Annotated in this window: 19 protein-coding genes; 2 read left to right on the top strand and 17 right to left on the bottom strand. The window is 75.4% G+C overall.

Features of this window, described 5'->3' with window-relative positions:
• Positions 1 to 35: 35 nt before the first annotated feature.
• Positions 36 to 779, top strand: a complete 744-nt coding sequence (locus ACZDWJ_RS16325) for a sirohydrochlorin chelatase (protein WP_463522591.1) — start codon at positions 36 to 38, stop codon at positions 777 to 779.
• Between the two features lie 87 nt (positions 780 to 866).
• On the opposite strand, the gene ACZDWJ_RS16320 is transcribed toward ACZDWJ_RS16325, so the two are convergent.
• From ACZDWJ_RS16320 to ACZDWJ_RS16260, 13 genes are all read right to left on the bottom strand, one after another.
• The gene (locus ACZDWJ_RS16320) at positions 867 to 1,247 is read right to left on the bottom strand and encodes a DUF3037 domain-containing protein (protein ID WP_463522589.1); all 381 of its coding nucleotides are present in this window, start codon (positions 1,245 to 1,247) and stop codon (positions 867 to 869) included.
• Positions 1,244 to 2,038: a HipA family kinase gene (locus tag ACZDWJ_RS16315; protein WP_463522587.1), complete on the bottom strand. Its 795-nt coding sequence runs from the start codon at positions 2,036 to 2,038 to the stop codon at positions 1,244 to 1,246. Before ACZDWJ_RS16315 ends, ACZDWJ_RS16320 begins: the two co-directional genes overlap by 4 nt.
• On the bottom strand, positions 2,031 to 2,525 hold the full coding sequence (locus tag ACZDWJ_RS16310; RefSeq protein WP_463522585.1) for a phosphoribosyltransferase: 495 nt from the start codon (positions 2,523 to 2,525) through the stop codon (positions 2,031 to 2,033). The genes ACZDWJ_RS16315 and ACZDWJ_RS16310 overlap by 8 nt, the downstream gene beginning before the upstream one ends.
• Positions 2,526 to 2,594: 69 nt before the next feature.
• Positions 2,595 to 3,074 (bottom strand): regulatory protein RecX, encoded by a 480-nt coding sequence (locus tag ACZDWJ_RS16305; protein WP_463522583.1) that lies wholly within the window; start codon positions 3,072 to 3,074, stop codon positions 2,595 to 2,597.
• Positions 3,075 to 3,367: 293 nt separating this feature from the next.
• Positions 3,368 to 4,423: a recombinase RecA gene (gene recA, locus ACZDWJ_RS16300; protein WP_463522581.1), complete on the bottom strand. Its 1,056-nt coding sequence runs from the start codon at positions 4,421 to 4,423 to the stop codon at positions 3,368 to 3,370.
• Positions 4,424 to 4,627: 204 nt separating this feature from the next.
• Entirely contained in the window at positions 4,628 to 5,038 is a 411-nt protein-coding gene (locus ACZDWJ_RS16295; protein WP_463522579.1) for a VOC family protein, read from the bottom strand.
• A gap of 22 nt (positions 5,039 to 5,060) precedes the next feature.
• Positions 5,061 to 6,194, bottom strand: coding sequence for a sensor histidine kinase (locus ACZDWJ_RS16290; RefSeq protein ID WP_463522577.1), 1,134 nt, complete (start codon positions 6,192 to 6,194; stop codon positions 5,061 to 5,063).
• Positions 6,191 to 6,907: a response regulator transcription factor gene (locus ACZDWJ_RS16285; protein WP_463522575.1), complete on the bottom strand. Its 717-nt coding sequence runs from the start codon at positions 6,905 to 6,907 to the stop codon at positions 6,191 to 6,193. The genes ACZDWJ_RS16290 and ACZDWJ_RS16285 overlap by 4 nt, the downstream gene beginning before the upstream one ends.
• Positions 6,904 to 7,365: a hypothetical protein gene (locus ACZDWJ_RS16280; protein ID WP_463522573.1), complete on the bottom strand. Its 462-nt coding sequence runs from the start codon at positions 7,363 to 7,365 to the stop codon at positions 6,904 to 6,906. The genes ACZDWJ_RS16285 and ACZDWJ_RS16280 overlap by 4 nt, the downstream gene beginning before the upstream one ends.
• Positions 7,362 to 8,522 (bottom strand): molybdopterin-dependent oxidoreductase, encoded by a 1,161-nt coding sequence (locus ACZDWJ_RS16275; RefSeq protein WP_463522571.1) that lies wholly within the window; start codon positions 8,520 to 8,522, stop codon positions 7,362 to 7,364. The genes ACZDWJ_RS16280 and ACZDWJ_RS16275 overlap by 4 nt, the downstream gene beginning before the upstream one ends.
• Positions 8,519 to 9,160, bottom strand: coding sequence for a class I SAM-dependent methyltransferase (locus tag ACZDWJ_RS16270; RefSeq protein WP_463522569.1), 642 nt, complete (start codon positions 9,158 to 9,160; stop codon positions 8,519 to 8,521). The genes ACZDWJ_RS16275 and ACZDWJ_RS16270 overlap by 4 nt, the downstream gene beginning before the upstream one ends.
• Complete coding sequence (locus ACZDWJ_RS16265) at positions 9,157 to 9,843, bottom strand: TIGR04282 family arsenosugar biosynthesis glycosyltransferase (RefSeq protein WP_463522567.1); 687 nt, start codon at positions 9,841 to 9,843, stop codon at positions 9,157 to 9,159. Before ACZDWJ_RS16265 ends, ACZDWJ_RS16270 begins: the two co-directional genes overlap by 4 nt.
• Entirely contained in the window at positions 9,840 to 10,517 is a 678-nt protein-coding gene (locus ACZDWJ_RS16260; protein ID WP_463522565.1) for a glycosyltransferase family 2 protein, read from the bottom strand. Before ACZDWJ_RS16260 ends, ACZDWJ_RS16265 begins: the two co-directional genes overlap by 4 nt.
• A gap of 114 nt (positions 10,518 to 10,631) precedes the next feature.
• Between ACZDWJ_RS16260 and ACZDWJ_RS16255 the strand changes: the two genes are divergently transcribed.
• On the top strand, positions 10,632 to 11,963 hold the full coding sequence (locus tag ACZDWJ_RS16255) for a hypothetical protein (protein ID WP_463522563.1): 1,332 nt from the start codon (positions 10,632 to 10,634) through the stop codon (positions 11,961 to 11,963).
• A gap of 18 nt (positions 11,964 to 11,981) precedes the next feature.
• Here the strand turns inward: ACZDWJ_RS16255 and ACZDWJ_RS16250 are convergent, their stop codons facing one another.
• From ACZDWJ_RS16250 to ACZDWJ_RS16235, 4 genes are all read right to left on the bottom strand, one after another.
• The gene (locus tag ACZDWJ_RS16250; RefSeq protein WP_463522561.1) at positions 11,982 to 13,025 is read right to left on the bottom strand and encodes an NAD-dependent epimerase/dehydratase family protein; all 1,044 of its coding nucleotides are present in this window, start codon (positions 13,023 to 13,025) and stop codon (positions 11,982 to 11,984) included.
• A 1-nt stretch (position 13,026) separates the two neighbouring features.
• On the bottom strand, positions 13,027 to 13,839 hold the full coding sequence (locus ACZDWJ_RS16245; protein ID WP_463522559.1) for an S-methyl-5'-thioadenosine phosphorylase: 813 nt from the start codon (positions 13,837 to 13,839) through the stop codon (positions 13,027 to 13,029).
• Between the two features lie 82 nt (positions 13,840 to 13,921).
• Positions 13,922 to 14,116, bottom strand: coding sequence for a DUF3046 domain-containing protein (locus ACZDWJ_RS16240; RefSeq protein WP_463522557.1), 195 nt, complete (start codon positions 14,114 to 14,116; stop codon positions 13,922 to 13,924).
• 44 nt (positions 14,117 to 14,160) lie between these two features.
• On the bottom strand, positions 14,161 to 14,730 hold the full coding sequence (locus ACZDWJ_RS16235; protein ID WP_463522555.1) for a DinB family protein: 570 nt from the start codon (positions 14,728 to 14,730) through the stop codon (positions 14,161 to 14,163).
• Between the last annotated feature and the right edge of the window lie 96 nt (positions 14,731 to 14,826).

The following is a 14,826-nucleotide window of genomic DNA, read 5'->3' as shown; positions in this document are numbered from 1 at the left end:
GATCCCGCCCTCCCTCCAGAGAGGATCCACGCCCCATGGCAGCACCCGCCCTCGTGGCCCTGGCCCACGGCAGTCGCGACCCCCGCTCCGCAGCGACCATCACCGCCCTGGTAGCCGAGGCCCGGACGCTGCGCCCGGACCTGCGCATCGAGCAGGCCTTCCTCGACCTCTCCAAGCCGTCGTTCCAGACCGTCGTCGACCGCCTGGTGCGCGCCGGCCACGACGAGATCGTCGTCGTGCCGCTGCTGCTCACCGAGGCCTACCACGCCAAGGTCGACGTGCCGCAGGCCATCGCCGCCGCCTCGGAGAAGCACCCGCAGCTGCAGATCCGCGCCGCGAGCATCCTCGGCCTCGAGACCGCGTTCCTCGAGGTGCTCGACGTCCGCATGCGCGAGGCGCTCAGCGCCTCCCGGGTGCGCGAGCTCGACGCCCTCGTGCTCACCGCCGCCGGCTCCAGCGACCCGCTCGCCAACCAGGCCGTCGCCCGCCTGGCCCGCGTGTGGGGCTCGCACCACAAGCTGCCCGTCACCGCCGCGTTCGCCTCGGCCGCCCCGCCGGCCGCCGGCGAGGCCGTGCGCGCGTTCCGGGGCGAGGGACGCCGCCACATCGCGGTCGCCTCCCTCTTCCTGGCCCCGGGCTTCCTGCCGGACCGAGCCGCCGAGCTGGCCCTCGAGGCCGGCGCCATCGCGGTGGCCGAGCCGATGGGCGCCCACCCCGTGGTGGCCCGCACCATCCTCGCCCGCTACGCCGTGGGCGCGGTCGAGCTCGTCCCGGTCTGACCGGCGCACCTGCCTGACGACACGAGGCCCGCGGATCCGCGGGCCTCGCTGCATCGGGGCTGCGTCGGGGCCCTGGCCGGGCTGCTCTCAGCGCACGAGGAGATCGAGCAGGCGGGCGGCCTCGCGCTCCGGCGCGGTGCTGACGCCGCCGTGCACCGGCCCCGGCTGAAGCACCGTGCTGCGCGGCGCCTTGAGGAACCCGAAGCGGCGGCTGAGGGTCTCCGAGGCCGCGAGCCCGGCGCGCGCGTCGCCCGCGCAGACCGCCTCGATGACGTCCATCGCGGCACAGACCCGGTCGAGGTCGAGGGAGGGCCACAGCGCCGCGAGGCGCGTGCGGTCGACGTGCCAGCCGACCTCGAGCAGATCGGTGGCATGGCAGAACACCACGACGCCGACGTTCACGAACTCCTCGCGGTCGACCCGCGGGACGCAGCGGAGGACGACGTACTGGTAGGCGTGACGCGTCATGCGGCGCCGCCGGGCAGCCACTGCCGGGTGCCGAGCCGGGCGGTGAGGAAGGCGACGTAGGCCTCTCGCAGCGCCTCGGCGCTCTCCGCGCCCGGCACCGGCACGAGCCAGGCGTCGGGGACGCGCGCGACGATCGCGCGCAGGGCGGCGTCGTCGAGGAGCGGGGTGAGCCGAGCGTCGGCCTCGGCCAGCGCGGGGATCGCGCGGCCGAGCACGTGGTCCTCGGCGCTCCACCGCTGGGCGGCGAACCGGGCCAGATCGCCCACGCCGCCGGACCAGCCGTGGTGGAAGTACAGGCTGGCGCCGTGGTCGATGACCCAGAGGTCGCCGTGCCAGACCAGCAGGTTGGGGTTGCGCCACGACCGATCGACGTTCGCGGTGAGCGCGTCGAGCCAGAGCACCGTGGCCGCCTCGGGCAGCGCACCGGCGTCGGCGTCGTGCAGGCCGTCGTAGCCGAAGGCGCCGGGCAGGAAGTCGATGCCGAGGTTGAGCCCGAGGCTCGCGGTCAGCAGGTCCTGGACCTCCTCGTCGGCCTCGTAGCGGGCGATGTCGGCCTCGAGGTCGAGCACGGCCAGGCGCGGCGTGCGCAGGCCCAGCACCTCGGCCAGACCGCTGACGATGACCTCGGCGACCAGGACCCGCACGCCCTGGCCCGCCCCGCGGAACTTGCAGACGTAGGTGCCGAGGTCGTCGGCCTCGACGATCCCGGGCAGGCTGCCGCCCTCGCGCAGCGGCGTCACATAGCGGGTGACGCCGACCTGCGTCAGCGGCTCGAGCACGACCTCAGGCATCGACGACGCTGGACCGGCTCACCAGCGGCGGCTCGGTGGACCACGGGAAGTTGATCCAGCGATCGGTGCGGCGCCAGGCGTAGTCGGGCTTCACGACCGACCACGGCTTCTCGTAGATGACCGCGGTGCGGGCCTCGGCGACGTGGCCGCTGCAGAACTGCTGGACGATCTCGAGGGTGCGGCCGGAGTCGGCGACGTCATCGGCCACCAGCACCTTCAGACCGGAGAGGTCCACCGCGGCCGGCGTCGGAGGCAGCATGATCGGGACGTCGAGGCGCTGGTCGACGCCGGTGTAGAACTCGACGTTGACCGCCGAGAGGTTCTTGACGTCGAGCGCGTAGCCCAGGCCCATGGCCAGGCCCAGTCCGCCCCGGGCGATCGCCAGGACCATGTCCGGCTCGTACCCGGAGGCGACGACCTGCTGCGCGAGGTCGCGCACCGCCGTCCCGAACAGCTCGTAGGTGAGGATCTCGCGCTCGTCGGCCACGGGGGCATTCTTCCCGGAGGCGAGGGACCGCGTCGACCCGGGTCCTGCCGACGCGGGCTCAGCGCACGATCACAGCTCGTCGGGGGCCTCGCGGTCGGCCGCGGCGAGGACCTCGCGCACGACCTGGTGGCACATGCCCGCGGGATAGCCCTTGCGCGCCAGCATGCCGACCAGCCGCCGGGTGGCGGTGAGGTCGTCGACGCGGCTCAGCGAGCGCAGCCTGCGCTCGGCGAGCGCCCGCGCCGCCTCGCGCTCGGCGTCGGGCTCGACGTCGTCGAGCACCTCGCGGACGACCTGGTCGTCGACGCCCTTGCGTCGCAGCTCCTGGCTCAGCGCGCGGCCGGCCAGGCCCCGGCTGCTGCCGGCTCCGCGGGAGGAGACCCACAGCCGGGCGAAGGCCTCGTCGTCGATGAGACCGACCTCCTCGAAGCGATCGAGGAGACGGGTGGCGACGTCGTCGGGCACGAGCTTCGCGGCGAGCTTCTCGGCGAGCTCCTTGCGGCTGCGGGCGCGGCCGGTGAGCTGGTCGAGCAGGATGGTGCGAGCCACCGACTCCGGGTCGGCGTCGGGGCCGAGGGCCGCGGCGTCCTCCGGCGGCGCCGACCGGCGAGAGCCGGACGCGGACCTGCCGGACCCCCGACGGGAGCCGGACGCTCGCGACGATCGCCGCGCAGGACGCGGAGCCTCCTGGGACTCGTCGTGCGTGTCCGGGGATGGCGTCTGCGCGGCGCGGCCCTGCGTCCAGGCCTCGACGCCGGCCGCCACGTCACCCAGCCAGGACGGCGCGGGGCGCTCGTCCTGCCAGGCGTCGCGACGGCCGGCACTGCTCACAGGCGCGACCCTCAGAAGTCGCCGACGCCGATGGGCTCGTCGGGCAGGCCCGCGAACTCGTCGTTGTCGACGGTGGCCCCGATGCCGAGCTTCTCGAGGATCTTCTTCTCCAGCTCGTTGGCGAGGTCGGGGTTGTCGCGCAGGAAGTTGCGCGCGTTCTCCTTGCCCTGGCCGAGCTGGTCGCCGTCGTAGGTGTACCAGGCGCCGGCCTTGCGGACGATGCCCGCCTCGACGCCGACGTCGATGAGGCCGCCCTCGCGGCTGATGCCCTTGCCGTACATGATGTCGAACTCGGCCTGCTTGAACGGCGGGGCGACCTTGTTCTTCACGACCTTGACGCGGGTGCGGTTGCCGACCATGTCGGTGCCGTCCTTGAGCGTCTCGATGCGGCGCACGTCGAGGCGGACCGAGGAGTAGAACTTCAGCGCGCGACCACCGGTGGTGGTCTCGGGCGAGCCGAACATGACGCCGATCTTCTCGCGCAGCTGGTTGATGAAGATCGCGGTGGTGCCGGAGTTGTTGAGGGCACCGGTCATCTTGCGCAGCGCCTGGCTCATGAGACGGGCCTGGAGGCCGACGTGGCTGTCGCCCATCTCGCCCTCGATCTCGGCGCGGGGCACCAGGGCGGCCACGGAGTCGATGACGATGAGCGAGAGCGCGCCGGAGCGGATCAGCATGTCGGCGATCTCGAGCGCCTGCTCGCCGGAGTCGGGCTGGGAGACCAGCAGCGAGTCGGTGTCGACGCCGAGCGCCTTGGCGTACTCGGGGTCGAGCGCGTGCTCGGCGTCGATGAAGGCCACCAGGCCGCCGGCGCGCTGGGCGCTGGCGACGGCGTGCAGCGCGACGGTGGTCTTTCCGGAGGACTCCGGGCCGTAGATCTCGACGACGCGGCCGCGGGGCAGGCCGCCGATGCCGAGCGCGATGTCGAGCGAGATGGCCCCGGTGGGGATGATCTCCAGCGGGGCGCGGGTGTCGTCGCCCAGCCGCATGATCGAGCCCTTGCCGAACTGCTTCTCGATGCCAGCGAGCGCCGCCTCGAGGGCCTTCTCGCGATCTCCGCCTGCCATGGTGTCTCCTCGTCGATGTGTCGGGCGGTGCCGCCCGTCGGGGTCTGTCGTGTCGTCGTGAAGGACGCTAGGTCAGACCGCCGACAGTCTCCGAGCCCCCGGATCGGATCTGGGGAGGAGGGCGTCGGCACGTCGCCTGTGGACAGAATCTAGCCCGAACACCCGTTCGAAGCGAGGCAGGACACGCCGACACGCCGAGAGGGCTCAGACGGCCCCGGTCTCCAGCGGCTGAGGCGTCTCGAGCGGCTCCAGGAGCTCCAGCCGGTTGCCGAACGGGTCGTCGACGTAGAAGCGCCGATGACCCGGCAGCTCGCCGTCGGGCACCACGGGCCGGCCGGCCTCGGCCAGCCGCGCGGCGAGCGCGTCGAGGCCGCGGACCTCGATGCCGGGATGCGCCTTGCGGGCGGGCGCGAAGTCCGCCTCGACGCCGAGGTGCACCTCGACGCCGCCGGCGCGGAACCAGCATCCGCCCCGCGCCGCGAGCACCGGCGGCTTCGGAAGCTCCTCGAAGCCGAGCAGCCCGCCCCAGAAGGCGCGGCACTCGTCCTCACCGCCGGCCGGGATGGCCAGCTGCACGTGATGGAGGCGGGCGAAGGTGGTCTGTCCCGAGGTCATCGGCCGAGGCTAGCCCGTCCGGTCAGGACGTCGGGACGAGGGGAAGCCGGACGGTGACCTGGCAGCCGGGTCCGCGGTTGACCAGGGCCACGCTGCCGCGGTGGGCCTCGACGATGCCCTGCACGATCGCGAGACCGAGCCCCGCGCCGGCGGTGCCGGCCTCCCCCGCCGGCCGGGCCTGGGCGCCGCGCCAGCCGGGCTCGAAGACCCGCGCCAGCTCGTCGTCGGGGATGCCGCCGCAGGCGTCGAGCACGTCGAGGTGGACGTCGTCGCCCTCCTCGCGGGCCCGCACCTCCACCGTGCCTCCCGGCTCGCAGTGGCGCACGGCGTTGGCGACGAGGTTGTCGAGCACCCGGGCCAGTCCCGCGGCGTCGGCCGCGACCTCCGTGCCATCGGGCACCGCGCCGCTCAGCCGCACGCCCCGCGCCGAGGCCGCGGCCTCGGCCGTCGCCAGGGCGTCGCTGACGAGGTCGGCGAGGTCGAGGTGCTCGGGCCGCGGGCGCCAGGTCCCGGCGTGGATCCGGGAGAGCTCGAAGAGGTCGTCGACCATCATCACGACGCGGTCGACCTCCGCGACGATCTGCCGGCGGTAGCGGGTGGGATCGGGCGCGAGGCCGTCGTCGATGGCCTCGGCCATCGCCCGGATCCCCGCCAGCGGGGTGCGGAGGTCGTGGGAGACCCACGCGACGACCTCCCGTCGCGCGTCCTCCAGGCGCCGCTCGCGCTCGCGGGCCTCGTCCAGGCGGGCGCGGGCCAGCTCGAGCTCCGTGGAGAGGGCGCGCAGCTCCGCCGGGGCGTCGTCGGAGACCGACGGTCGCGGCGCGAGCCCGAGGCCGACGCGGCGGACGTCCTCGCGCAGCGCCTCGGAGCGGCGGGTCGTGGTGAGGCCCAGCAGGATCGCGACGACGACCGCGACGACGCCGCCGACCAGCGCGACCGTGGTGACGACGTGGAGGTCGTGGGAGGAGAGGAACATCAGGCGCGCGATCGCCAGCACGCCGGCGAGCACGCCGCCGACCGCGACGACCGCCACCAGGGCGAGCTGCCAGCGCAGGGACCGCCGCCGCAGCAGGCGCGCCACGAGCAGGCCCAGCACGCCGACGGCCAGCGCGGCGCCGGCCGCGACGCCGACGATCTGCACCTCGTCGGGCGTCATCGGGCCCGCTCCGGCACCTGCGCGGCGGAGGGATGCCAGCGGTAGCCGACGCCCCAGACCGTGAGCAGCCGTCGCGGGCGTCGAGGATCGACCTCGACCTTCTCCCGCAGCCGGCGGACGTGGACGGTGACGGTGGAGTGGTCGCCGACCGACCAGCCCCACACCTCGCGCAGCAGGTCGTCGCGGCCGTAGGCGACGTCGGGGTGGGCCATCAGGTGGCGCAGGAGCTCGAACTCGCGCTGGGTGAGGCCGAGCTCGCGGCCGCCGAGCACGACGGTGCGCGCGGCGGGGTCGAGCACGAGGTCGCCGTCGACCAGCGGTCCCTCCGAGACGGCCGGACCGACGCCGGTGCGGCGCAGCACGGAGTCGACGCGCAGCGCGAGCTCGCGCGGGCTGAACGGCTTGGTGACGTAGTCGTCGGCGCCGACCTCGAGGCCGGCGACGCGGTCGGGCTCGGAGCCCAGGGCGGTGAGCAGCACGACCGCGACGGGGCTCCCCTCGGCGCGCAGCCGGCGGAGCACCTCGAGGCCGTCGACGTCGGGCAGCATGAGGTCGAGGACGACGAGGTCGGGCCGGTGGTCGCGGACCCCGGCCAGGGCGCCGTGGCCGTCGCCGGCCTCCAGGACGTCGTGACCGTGCGCGCGCAGGTAGGAGACGACGACCTCCCGCACCGTGACGTCGTCGTCGACGACCAGCACCCGCGCGCCGGTCACGACGCGGGCTCGGGCCCGACCCCGGCGTCGGGCTCCCCGGCGACGAGCGCGCGACGCCGGCCTACCACCTCGGCCAGCACCGCGCCGAGGACCACGAGGGCCGCGACGATGAGCCAGCCCTGGCCGTAGGGGCGGTCGAGGACCGTCCGGTTCGCGACGTCGTAGGACTCCCCGCGCGAGAGCAGCACCGGGATCGCCAGCAGCGTCACCGAGCCGAGCACCACCAGCACCCGCGCGCCGACCCCGCGCACCGCGCGCGGCACCCGCACCGCGCCGGCGCCGAGGACGACGACGAGCGGCGCGAGGACGGCGTCGTGCAGCACGACGCCGCCGGCGAGCCACAGCGCCACCCGGATCAGGACCTCGAGGTCCTGCCCGTCGAGCAGCAGCCAGGCGCCCCAGGCGATGCCGGCGACGCCGAGCGCGCCGAGCAGGAGACGGAGCGGATCGGGCCTCATGCGCGCACCTCCAGGCTGCGGACCCACTTGGTCTGCAGGACGCCCGGTCGGTTCGGGGCGATCAGGCGCGCCGGATAGCCGTGGTCGAGCGCGAGGGTCTCGCCGTCGAGCCTCAGGGCCAGCAGTGTGCGGTCGTCGTCGGCGAACTGGCCGGGCAGGAGGGTGGTGGCGAAGGCGCCGCGCGTCTGGAGGGAGTCGACGACGACCTCCCGGCCGCGGGGCGCCTCGACGAGGTCGAGCAGGTCGCGGACGCGGACGCCGGTCCAGGTGGCCTGGGCGCTCCAGCCCTCGACGCAGGCGATCGGCAGCCGCTCGGTGCGCTGCGGCAGGGCGAGGAGGTCGTCGCGGGTGAGCACGGTCTCGCGACCGGCGTGGCGCACGGTGAGCGTCCAGGCGCCCGTGACCGCCGCAGCCGTGACGCCCGCCGCGCGGGCCGAGCGGTTGACCGGCAGGCCCTGCGGTCCCTCCCCCGAGCGCGGCGCGAGCACCGAGACGCGGCGCAGCCACGGGATCGTGCCACCCGCCGTGGCGAGGACCGCGACGCTCGTGGCGACCCAGGTGACGCGCAGCAGGCCGCGGCGCGACAGCGGCTCGCGTCCGGTGGGCGGGCCGGGCTCGTCGCCGTGCGCGGCGTCGACGTCGGCGCCGAGAGCCGCGCGGATCAGCGGCAGCTTCACGGCGACGTGCAGCACGAGGGCGCCGATCGCCAGCCAGCCGACGGCGTCGTGCACGGGGCGGAAGGAGAAGGACCAGGGGTACCAGTGGGTGACGTTCTGCAGACCGGTGACCAGCTGGAAGATCGCGGCCGAGACCAGCACCGCGATCGAGCCGCGCTCGGCGACGTCGAGAGCCAGCGCCCGCCAGCCACGGGCCGGGCGCCGGAACAGCTGCGGGTAGACCGACCAGAGCTTGACCAGCAGCAGCGGGACGGCCGCCGTGCCGGAGACGACGTGGACGCCCTGGTTGAGGCGGTAGCCCCAGGACGGCTGGGTCGGGAACGGGATCGGCGGCCGCGGCTCCTGCGCCCAGTGGCTGACGACGCCGGTGACGAAGGCGAGCAGGAAGCAGACGCCCAGCCAGGTGCCGACGCGGGCGGTGACGGCCAGGCCGCGCAGCCGCGAGTCGAAGTCCTCCGGGGCGGGCGGGCGCGGCCTCATCGCCGCACCAGCACAGCGGCCCAGCGACCGCCCAGGGCCACCCGCTCCCGCACCTGCAGCCCGGCCTCCTCGGCCACGGCGGCGATGTCGTCGAGCCCCAGCACCGCCCAGCGGAACGGGCGGCTGCGCATGTCGTCGCCGACGAGGTGGGCCCAGGTGGTGTGGGCCTTCACCCCGCGCGGCGCGAGCTCGACGACGATCCGGCCGTCCGGGCTCGCCAGCTCCGCGGCGCGGGTCAGCAGCGCAACCGGATCGCCGCCGATGCCGATGTTGCCGTCGGCGAGCAGCACGGTGTCCCAGGTGCCCTCGCCGGGGATCGCGGCGAAGACGTCGCCGAGCAGGGCCTCGGCGCCGCGTCGACGCGTCTGCTCCACGGCCTCGTGCACGACGTCGACGCCGAGCACGGCGCGTCCCTCGGCGGCGAGCGTCGCGGCCAGCCGGCCCGGGCCGCAGCCGACGTCGAGGGTCGAGCCGACGCAGCGGCGCAGCAACGCGAGGTCGACGGCGTCGGGCTCGCGCACCCACTCCTGGACCGGCAGGGCCTCGACGCCCGACGGCAGGCCGACGACGTCGCACGGGACGCCGCGCAGCGCGGCGGAGAAGACGTCGGTGAAGGAGGTCTCGCGCTGGACGGTCATCGCATCATCGCCTCGGTCTCGGAGGAGCAGGCGCGCCAGGCGGAGGCGAAGCGCGTGTCAGGAGCGAGCGCGGCCACCTCGGCGGCCTCGACGACGGTGTCGACGTCGGCCAGCTCGGGGCCGTCGGCCACCTGCAGACCGGCCGCTCGCAGCGCGGCTGCGGTGTCGGCGCCCGTGGTGGGGGTCGACATCGGGACGTCGACCAGCGAGGCGGCCTGCGCGGGATCGCGCAGGGCCAGGGCCCACCAGCCGCCGTCGGCGGCGGGGGCGAGCACCGCGTCGGCGTCCGCGAGCCCGTCGGCGACGGCCGCCAGGAGCCCCGGGGTGACCTGGGGGGTGTCCATGCCGACCTGGACGATCGGGCCGGCACCGCAGGCGGCGTGGGCGTGGGCGAGCCGCTCGCCGAGCAGCTCGCCGCGCTGGGCCGTGATCGTCCAGCCCTCGGCCAGGGCGCGCAGCTCGGCGCCGTCGACGACGTCGGCGCCCGCGAGGTCGCCCTCGAGGCTGAGGTGGCAGCGCGTCGGGCCGACGAGGGCAGCCGCGGCCGCGAGCGTGTCGGCGAGGGCCGCCGCGGCCAGCCCGGCGGCGGTCTCGAGGCCCACGTCGGCGCCGAGGCGGGTCTTGACCCGACCCGCGACGGGCGCCTTGGCGACGACCAGGACGCGCAGGTCCGCCGCGCTCATGCCAGCACCCGGGCGAAGTCGCGGGCCGCCCGCACGGTGCCGCGCACCGAGCCGGAGACCTTCGAGCGGGTGCCGGCCGCGCGGGGATGGTAGGCGACGTCGTGCTCGACGACGCGCCAGCCGGCGAGCGTCGCGCGCTGCAGCAGCTCGACGGGGTAGCCGAAGCGCCGGTCCTCGACGCCGAGGGCCAGGAGGTCCTCGCGCCGGCACACCCGCATCGGGGCGATGTCGTGGGCCGGGAGGTCGATGCGGCGTCGCAGCCAGCCGACGACCAGTGCGTTGCCCAGCCGCGCGTGCCACGGCCACACGCCGCGGGAGACCGGACGACGACGACCGACGGCCATGTCGGCGCGCCCGGCGACGACGTCGGCGAGCAGGCGGAGGAGGTCGTCGGGGTCGAACGAGCCGTCGCCGTCCATCACCGCCAGGTAGGAGGCGGTGGCCGCCTCGACGCCCGCGTGCACGGCGGCGCCGTAGCCGGGCCGCGACTCCCTGACGACCTGGGCCCCGAGGGCGGTGGCCACCGCGGCGGTGTCGTCGGTCGAGCCGTTGTCGACGACGATCACCGAGAAGTCGTGCGGGATCCGCGGCAGCAGGTCCCGCAACGCAGGGCCCTCGTCACGGCAGGGCAGCACCAGGTCGCATGTGGGGGTCGGGTGGCCGGGGAGTGTCACGCAGGCAACCGTAGGGAACATCGGCGCCGCTGCCACGTGTCTCGCCCTTACGGTTCGGTGACGCGCTCCCCCGGGTGGGCGGTCCGCGGGGTGCGGCGCCCTACGGTGAGGGTCATGCGACGCCGCCTCTCCCCGACCGCACCGCTCCTCGGGCTGGCCGGGGCGCTGGTGCTCATCGTCCTCGCCTTCGCGGTGCCGCCGCTGACTGACTGGCAGGTGTGGGCGCGCAGCGCGAGCTCGCTGCCCGAGCGGGCCATCCCCCCGCTGCACGGCATGTGGGAGCCGAAGCTGCTGGGCCCGGGCACCGTCCCGGCGGTGCTGATCGCCCTGCTGGGCGGCACCTGGCTGTGGCGTCGCAGCGAGACCACGTCGTTCCCGCGGCTGCTGGTGGCGACCTACGCGATCTGCCTGGGCTGGGCGCTCTCCCTCGCCCTGGTCGACGGCACCGAGGGCCTCTCCCGCGTGCTGGGCTCGTCCGGGGAGTACCTCGGCACGGCACGGTCCATCGACGACGTCCACGCCTTCCTCACCGGCTTCGTGGAGCGGATCCCGATCGACGCCGCCCACAACTGGCCCACGCACGTGGCCGGCCATCCGCCGCTCGCGACGCTGTTCTTCGTCGGGCTCGTGCGGATCGGGCTCGGCGGAGACCTCGCCGCGGGCGTCGTCGTCACCGTGCTCGCATGCACCGTGGTTCCGGCCGTCCTGGTGACGTTGCGCGCCCTCGGCGCCGAGGGCTGGGGACGCCGTGCGGCGCCGTTCCTGGCGCTCACGCCGGCCGTGGTGTTCATGGCCGTCTCGGCCGACGGGCTCTTCGCGGCCGTGGCCGCCTGGGGTCTGGCCTGCCTGGCCCTGGCCACCCGCGGCGGACGGCGGCTGCTCTGGGCCGTGCCCGCCGGGCTCCTGCTCGGCGCCGCGGTGATGATGAGCTACGGGCTGCCGCTGCTGGGCCTGCTCGCGCTCGCCGTCCTGCTGGCGGGGCGGGCCTGGCGTCCGCTGCCCGTGGCGGCGCTGGCGGCCCTCGCCGTGGTGCTCGGCTTCGCCGTCGCCGGGTTCTCCTGGTGGGAGGCGTACCCGGTGCTGCACGACCGCTACTGGGACGGCATCGCCTCGATCCGCCCGGCGTCCTACTGGATGTGGGGCAACCTCGCCGCGCTGCTGATCAGCGCGGGGCCGTTCGTCGCGGCCGGTCTCGCCCAGGTCGCCGCCCGTCCGCGGGCGACCGAGCGCGCCGTGCTGCTGCTGGTCGGCGCCGCGGCCCTGGCGATCGCGCTGGCCGACGTCTCCCGGATGAGCAAGGCCGAGGTCGAGCGCATCTGGCTGCCGTTCATGCCCTGGCTGACCCTCGGGCTCGCGGGTCTGGACCCTCGCTGGCGGCTGGCGGCGCTCGTCGGCCAGGTCGTCTGGGCGCTGGGCGTCCAGCAGCTGCTCTACACCAGCTGGTGACGGACCCGCGCCGGCTGCTCAGGCGCGCAGCGGGGCGGTCGCGAACGCGGCCAGGCCGTCCTGCGGCAGCACCTGCGCGGTGAACCCGAGCTCCTCGCGCGCCCGCTGCGGCGACGCGACGATGTGCCGGACGTCGCCGAGCCGATAGCCGCCGGTGACCTCGGGCTCGAGGTCGGCGCCCGTGCCGGCCGCCACCGCGGTGGCGACGTCGAGGATCCGCACCGGGCTCCCGCTGGCGACGTTGTAGGCCGCGACGTGCCCGCCGTCGGCGGCCAGCACCGCGTCGATCGCCGCGAGGTTGGCGCGGGCGACGTCGTCGACGTGCACGAAGTCGCGCATCTGCGCGCCGTCCTCGAACACCCGCGGCCGCTCGCCGCGCTCCAGGGAGGAGCGGAACATCGCCGCGACGCCGGAGTACGGGGTGTCGCGCGGCATGCCCGGGCCGTAGACGTTGTGGTAGCGCAGGCTGATGGCCGCGGCGTCGGCCTGCCGCGCCCAGGCGCTCGCGTAGTGCTCCTGGGCCAGCTTGCTGGCGGCGTAGGACGAGCGGGGGTCCAGGCGCGCGTCCTCGTCGACCAGCTCCCACCCGAGGACGGCGCCGCAGACGCCGCAGTGGTTCTCGAAGTCGCCGGCGTCGAGAGCGGCGACCGCCCGCGGGCCGGGCACCTGGACGCCGTGCTCGGGACAGACGTAGCGGCCCTCGCCGTAGACCACCATCGAGGAGGCCTGCACCAGCCGGCTCGCGCCGGCGGCGTGCATCGCCGCGAGCAGGACGGCGGTGCCGAGGTCGTTGTGGCCGGCGTAGAGCGGGAGGTCGGCGGGCGTGACGCCGGCTCCGACCATCGCCGCCTGGTGGCACACGACGTCGACGCCCTCGAGCAGCGCTGGCCACGGCTCGGGGTCGCGCAGGTCGACCCGGTGGACGCCCTCGGGCGGCCGGCTCGAGCCGTGGGCCTGCGCGAGCATGAGGTCGACGCCGACGACGTCGTGCCCCTCGGCCTCGAGGAGGCGGGCGATCGCGCCGCCGATGAACCCGGCAGCGCCGGTGAGGAGCACCCGCACGTCAGGCCCCCGGGATCTCGTAGGTGAGCTCGAGGCCCTCGGCCCACGACGAGCAGGCGCAGCCGTCGGGGTCGGGGAGGCGCTCGATCGCGCCGGTGAGCAGACCCGTGAGGCGCTCCAGGTTCGCGCGGAACCGGGCGAAGACCTCCTCCTGCCCCACGCCGTCGCCGCTCTCGGCCCCGGCGTCCATGTCGGTGACCAGCGCGATGGCGGCGTAGCACTGCCGCATCTCGCGGGCCAGGGGCGCCTCGGGGTGGCCGGTCATGTTGATGAGGGTCCAGCCCTCCCGGGCGTAGGACCGCGACTCCGCGCGGGTGGAGAACCGCGGGCCCTCGATGATCACCATGGTGCCGCCGGCCTTCGCGCCGCCACCGACCGCGGCGTCGGCGGCCAGCACCGCTCCCCCGACGCCGGCGCAGTAGGGGTCGGCGAAGGGCAGGTGCACGGCGCCGGTCTCGACGAAGCTGGAGACCCGCCGGTGCGTGCGATCGACGAGCTGGTCGGGGACGACGACGTCGCCCGGCTCCACCTCGGCCCGCAGGCCGCCGACGGCGCACGGCGCGAGCACCTGGCGCACGCCCAGCGAGCGCAGCGCCCACGCGTTGGCGCGGTAGGGCACCGCGTGCGGCGGGTGGTCGTGGTGGCGGCCGTGACGCGGGAGGAAGGCCACCGAGCGGCCGGCGACCTCGCCGACCGCGATCGGCGCCGACGGCGGGCCGTAGGGCGTCTCGACCTCGACCTCCTCGTAGTCGTCGAGGAAGGAGTAGAAGCCCGTGCCGCCGATGACGGCGACGTCCGCACGCAGGTCGCTCATGGCCGTCAGCCTGCCAGTCCGGACCCGTCGACCCGTCGCCGCCCACCCGACCGGTGCGGCCGCGGGGGTCGATCCGGTGAGCTCAGCGCTGGGTGGCCGGCAGGTCCAGCGCCCGCCAGACGGCGGCCCAGACCTCCTTCGGCGCGACGCCGGCATCGAGGGCCTGCTGGGCGGTGCGGCCGCCGAGCTCGCTCATGACGTACATCCGCGCCCACGTGGCAGCGTAGCCCGCGGGCAGCGCGGCCTCCAGCCTGCTCCAGAACTCCGTGTGCCGCATGGGCCCATGATGCCGGGCCCCGCGAGCCGCGCACCGCGCGGGGCTCAGCCCTCCGTCATCCCCCGACGTCCCTCGACGTCCCAGCGGTGGTGGACGACGTCGTGCAGGTGGTAGCGCGCCAGGGAGTCCAGGGTGAAGACGCTGCCGTCGCTGCGACGCCCGGTGCGCTCCCACGCCGACGCGGGCCCCGCGGCCACGGCGTCGTAGAGGCCGGCGACGTCGTCGGCCGCCGCCTGCAGCTCCTCGACGAGGGTCGCGGGCGGCGTCGCGGGGTAGTCGCGCTCGAGCGCGGTGGCGTCCTGGTCCCAGCTCGGGAAGGCGGGGTCGTCCTGCGCCAGCATCAGCCGGACCCGCCCGGCGAAGACCTGGTGGACGTCGCGCACGTGGCAGGCGTACTCCAGGGGCGACCACACCCGCGGCGCCGGCCGCACCTCGGCGCCGGGCGACAGGGCCACGCGGGCCCAGGCCGCGGCGTCCTCGCGGATCCGGTCGGCCACGGCCCTCGCCGTCAGGCTCGAGGAGTCGTAGCCGCAGTCGGGACAGGGACGGTCGAGCACCCAGGTCCAGTCGGCGGTGTCGGGCTCGGGCTGCTCGGGCTCGTTCGAGGCGCTCACGGCGTCGATTCTCCTGGCCCGGACCCCGACGACGCCGCCGCGATCCTGCCGTCTCCGGTCGGGATGACGCCGTGCCGGGGACGCCGGCCCACCCCA

This window comes from Nocardioides sp. B129/18, from assembly GCF_055282735.1.
The sequence above is the reverse complement of the archived record's forward strand: the minus strand, read 5'-3'. Positions and strand labels throughout refer to the sequence as shown.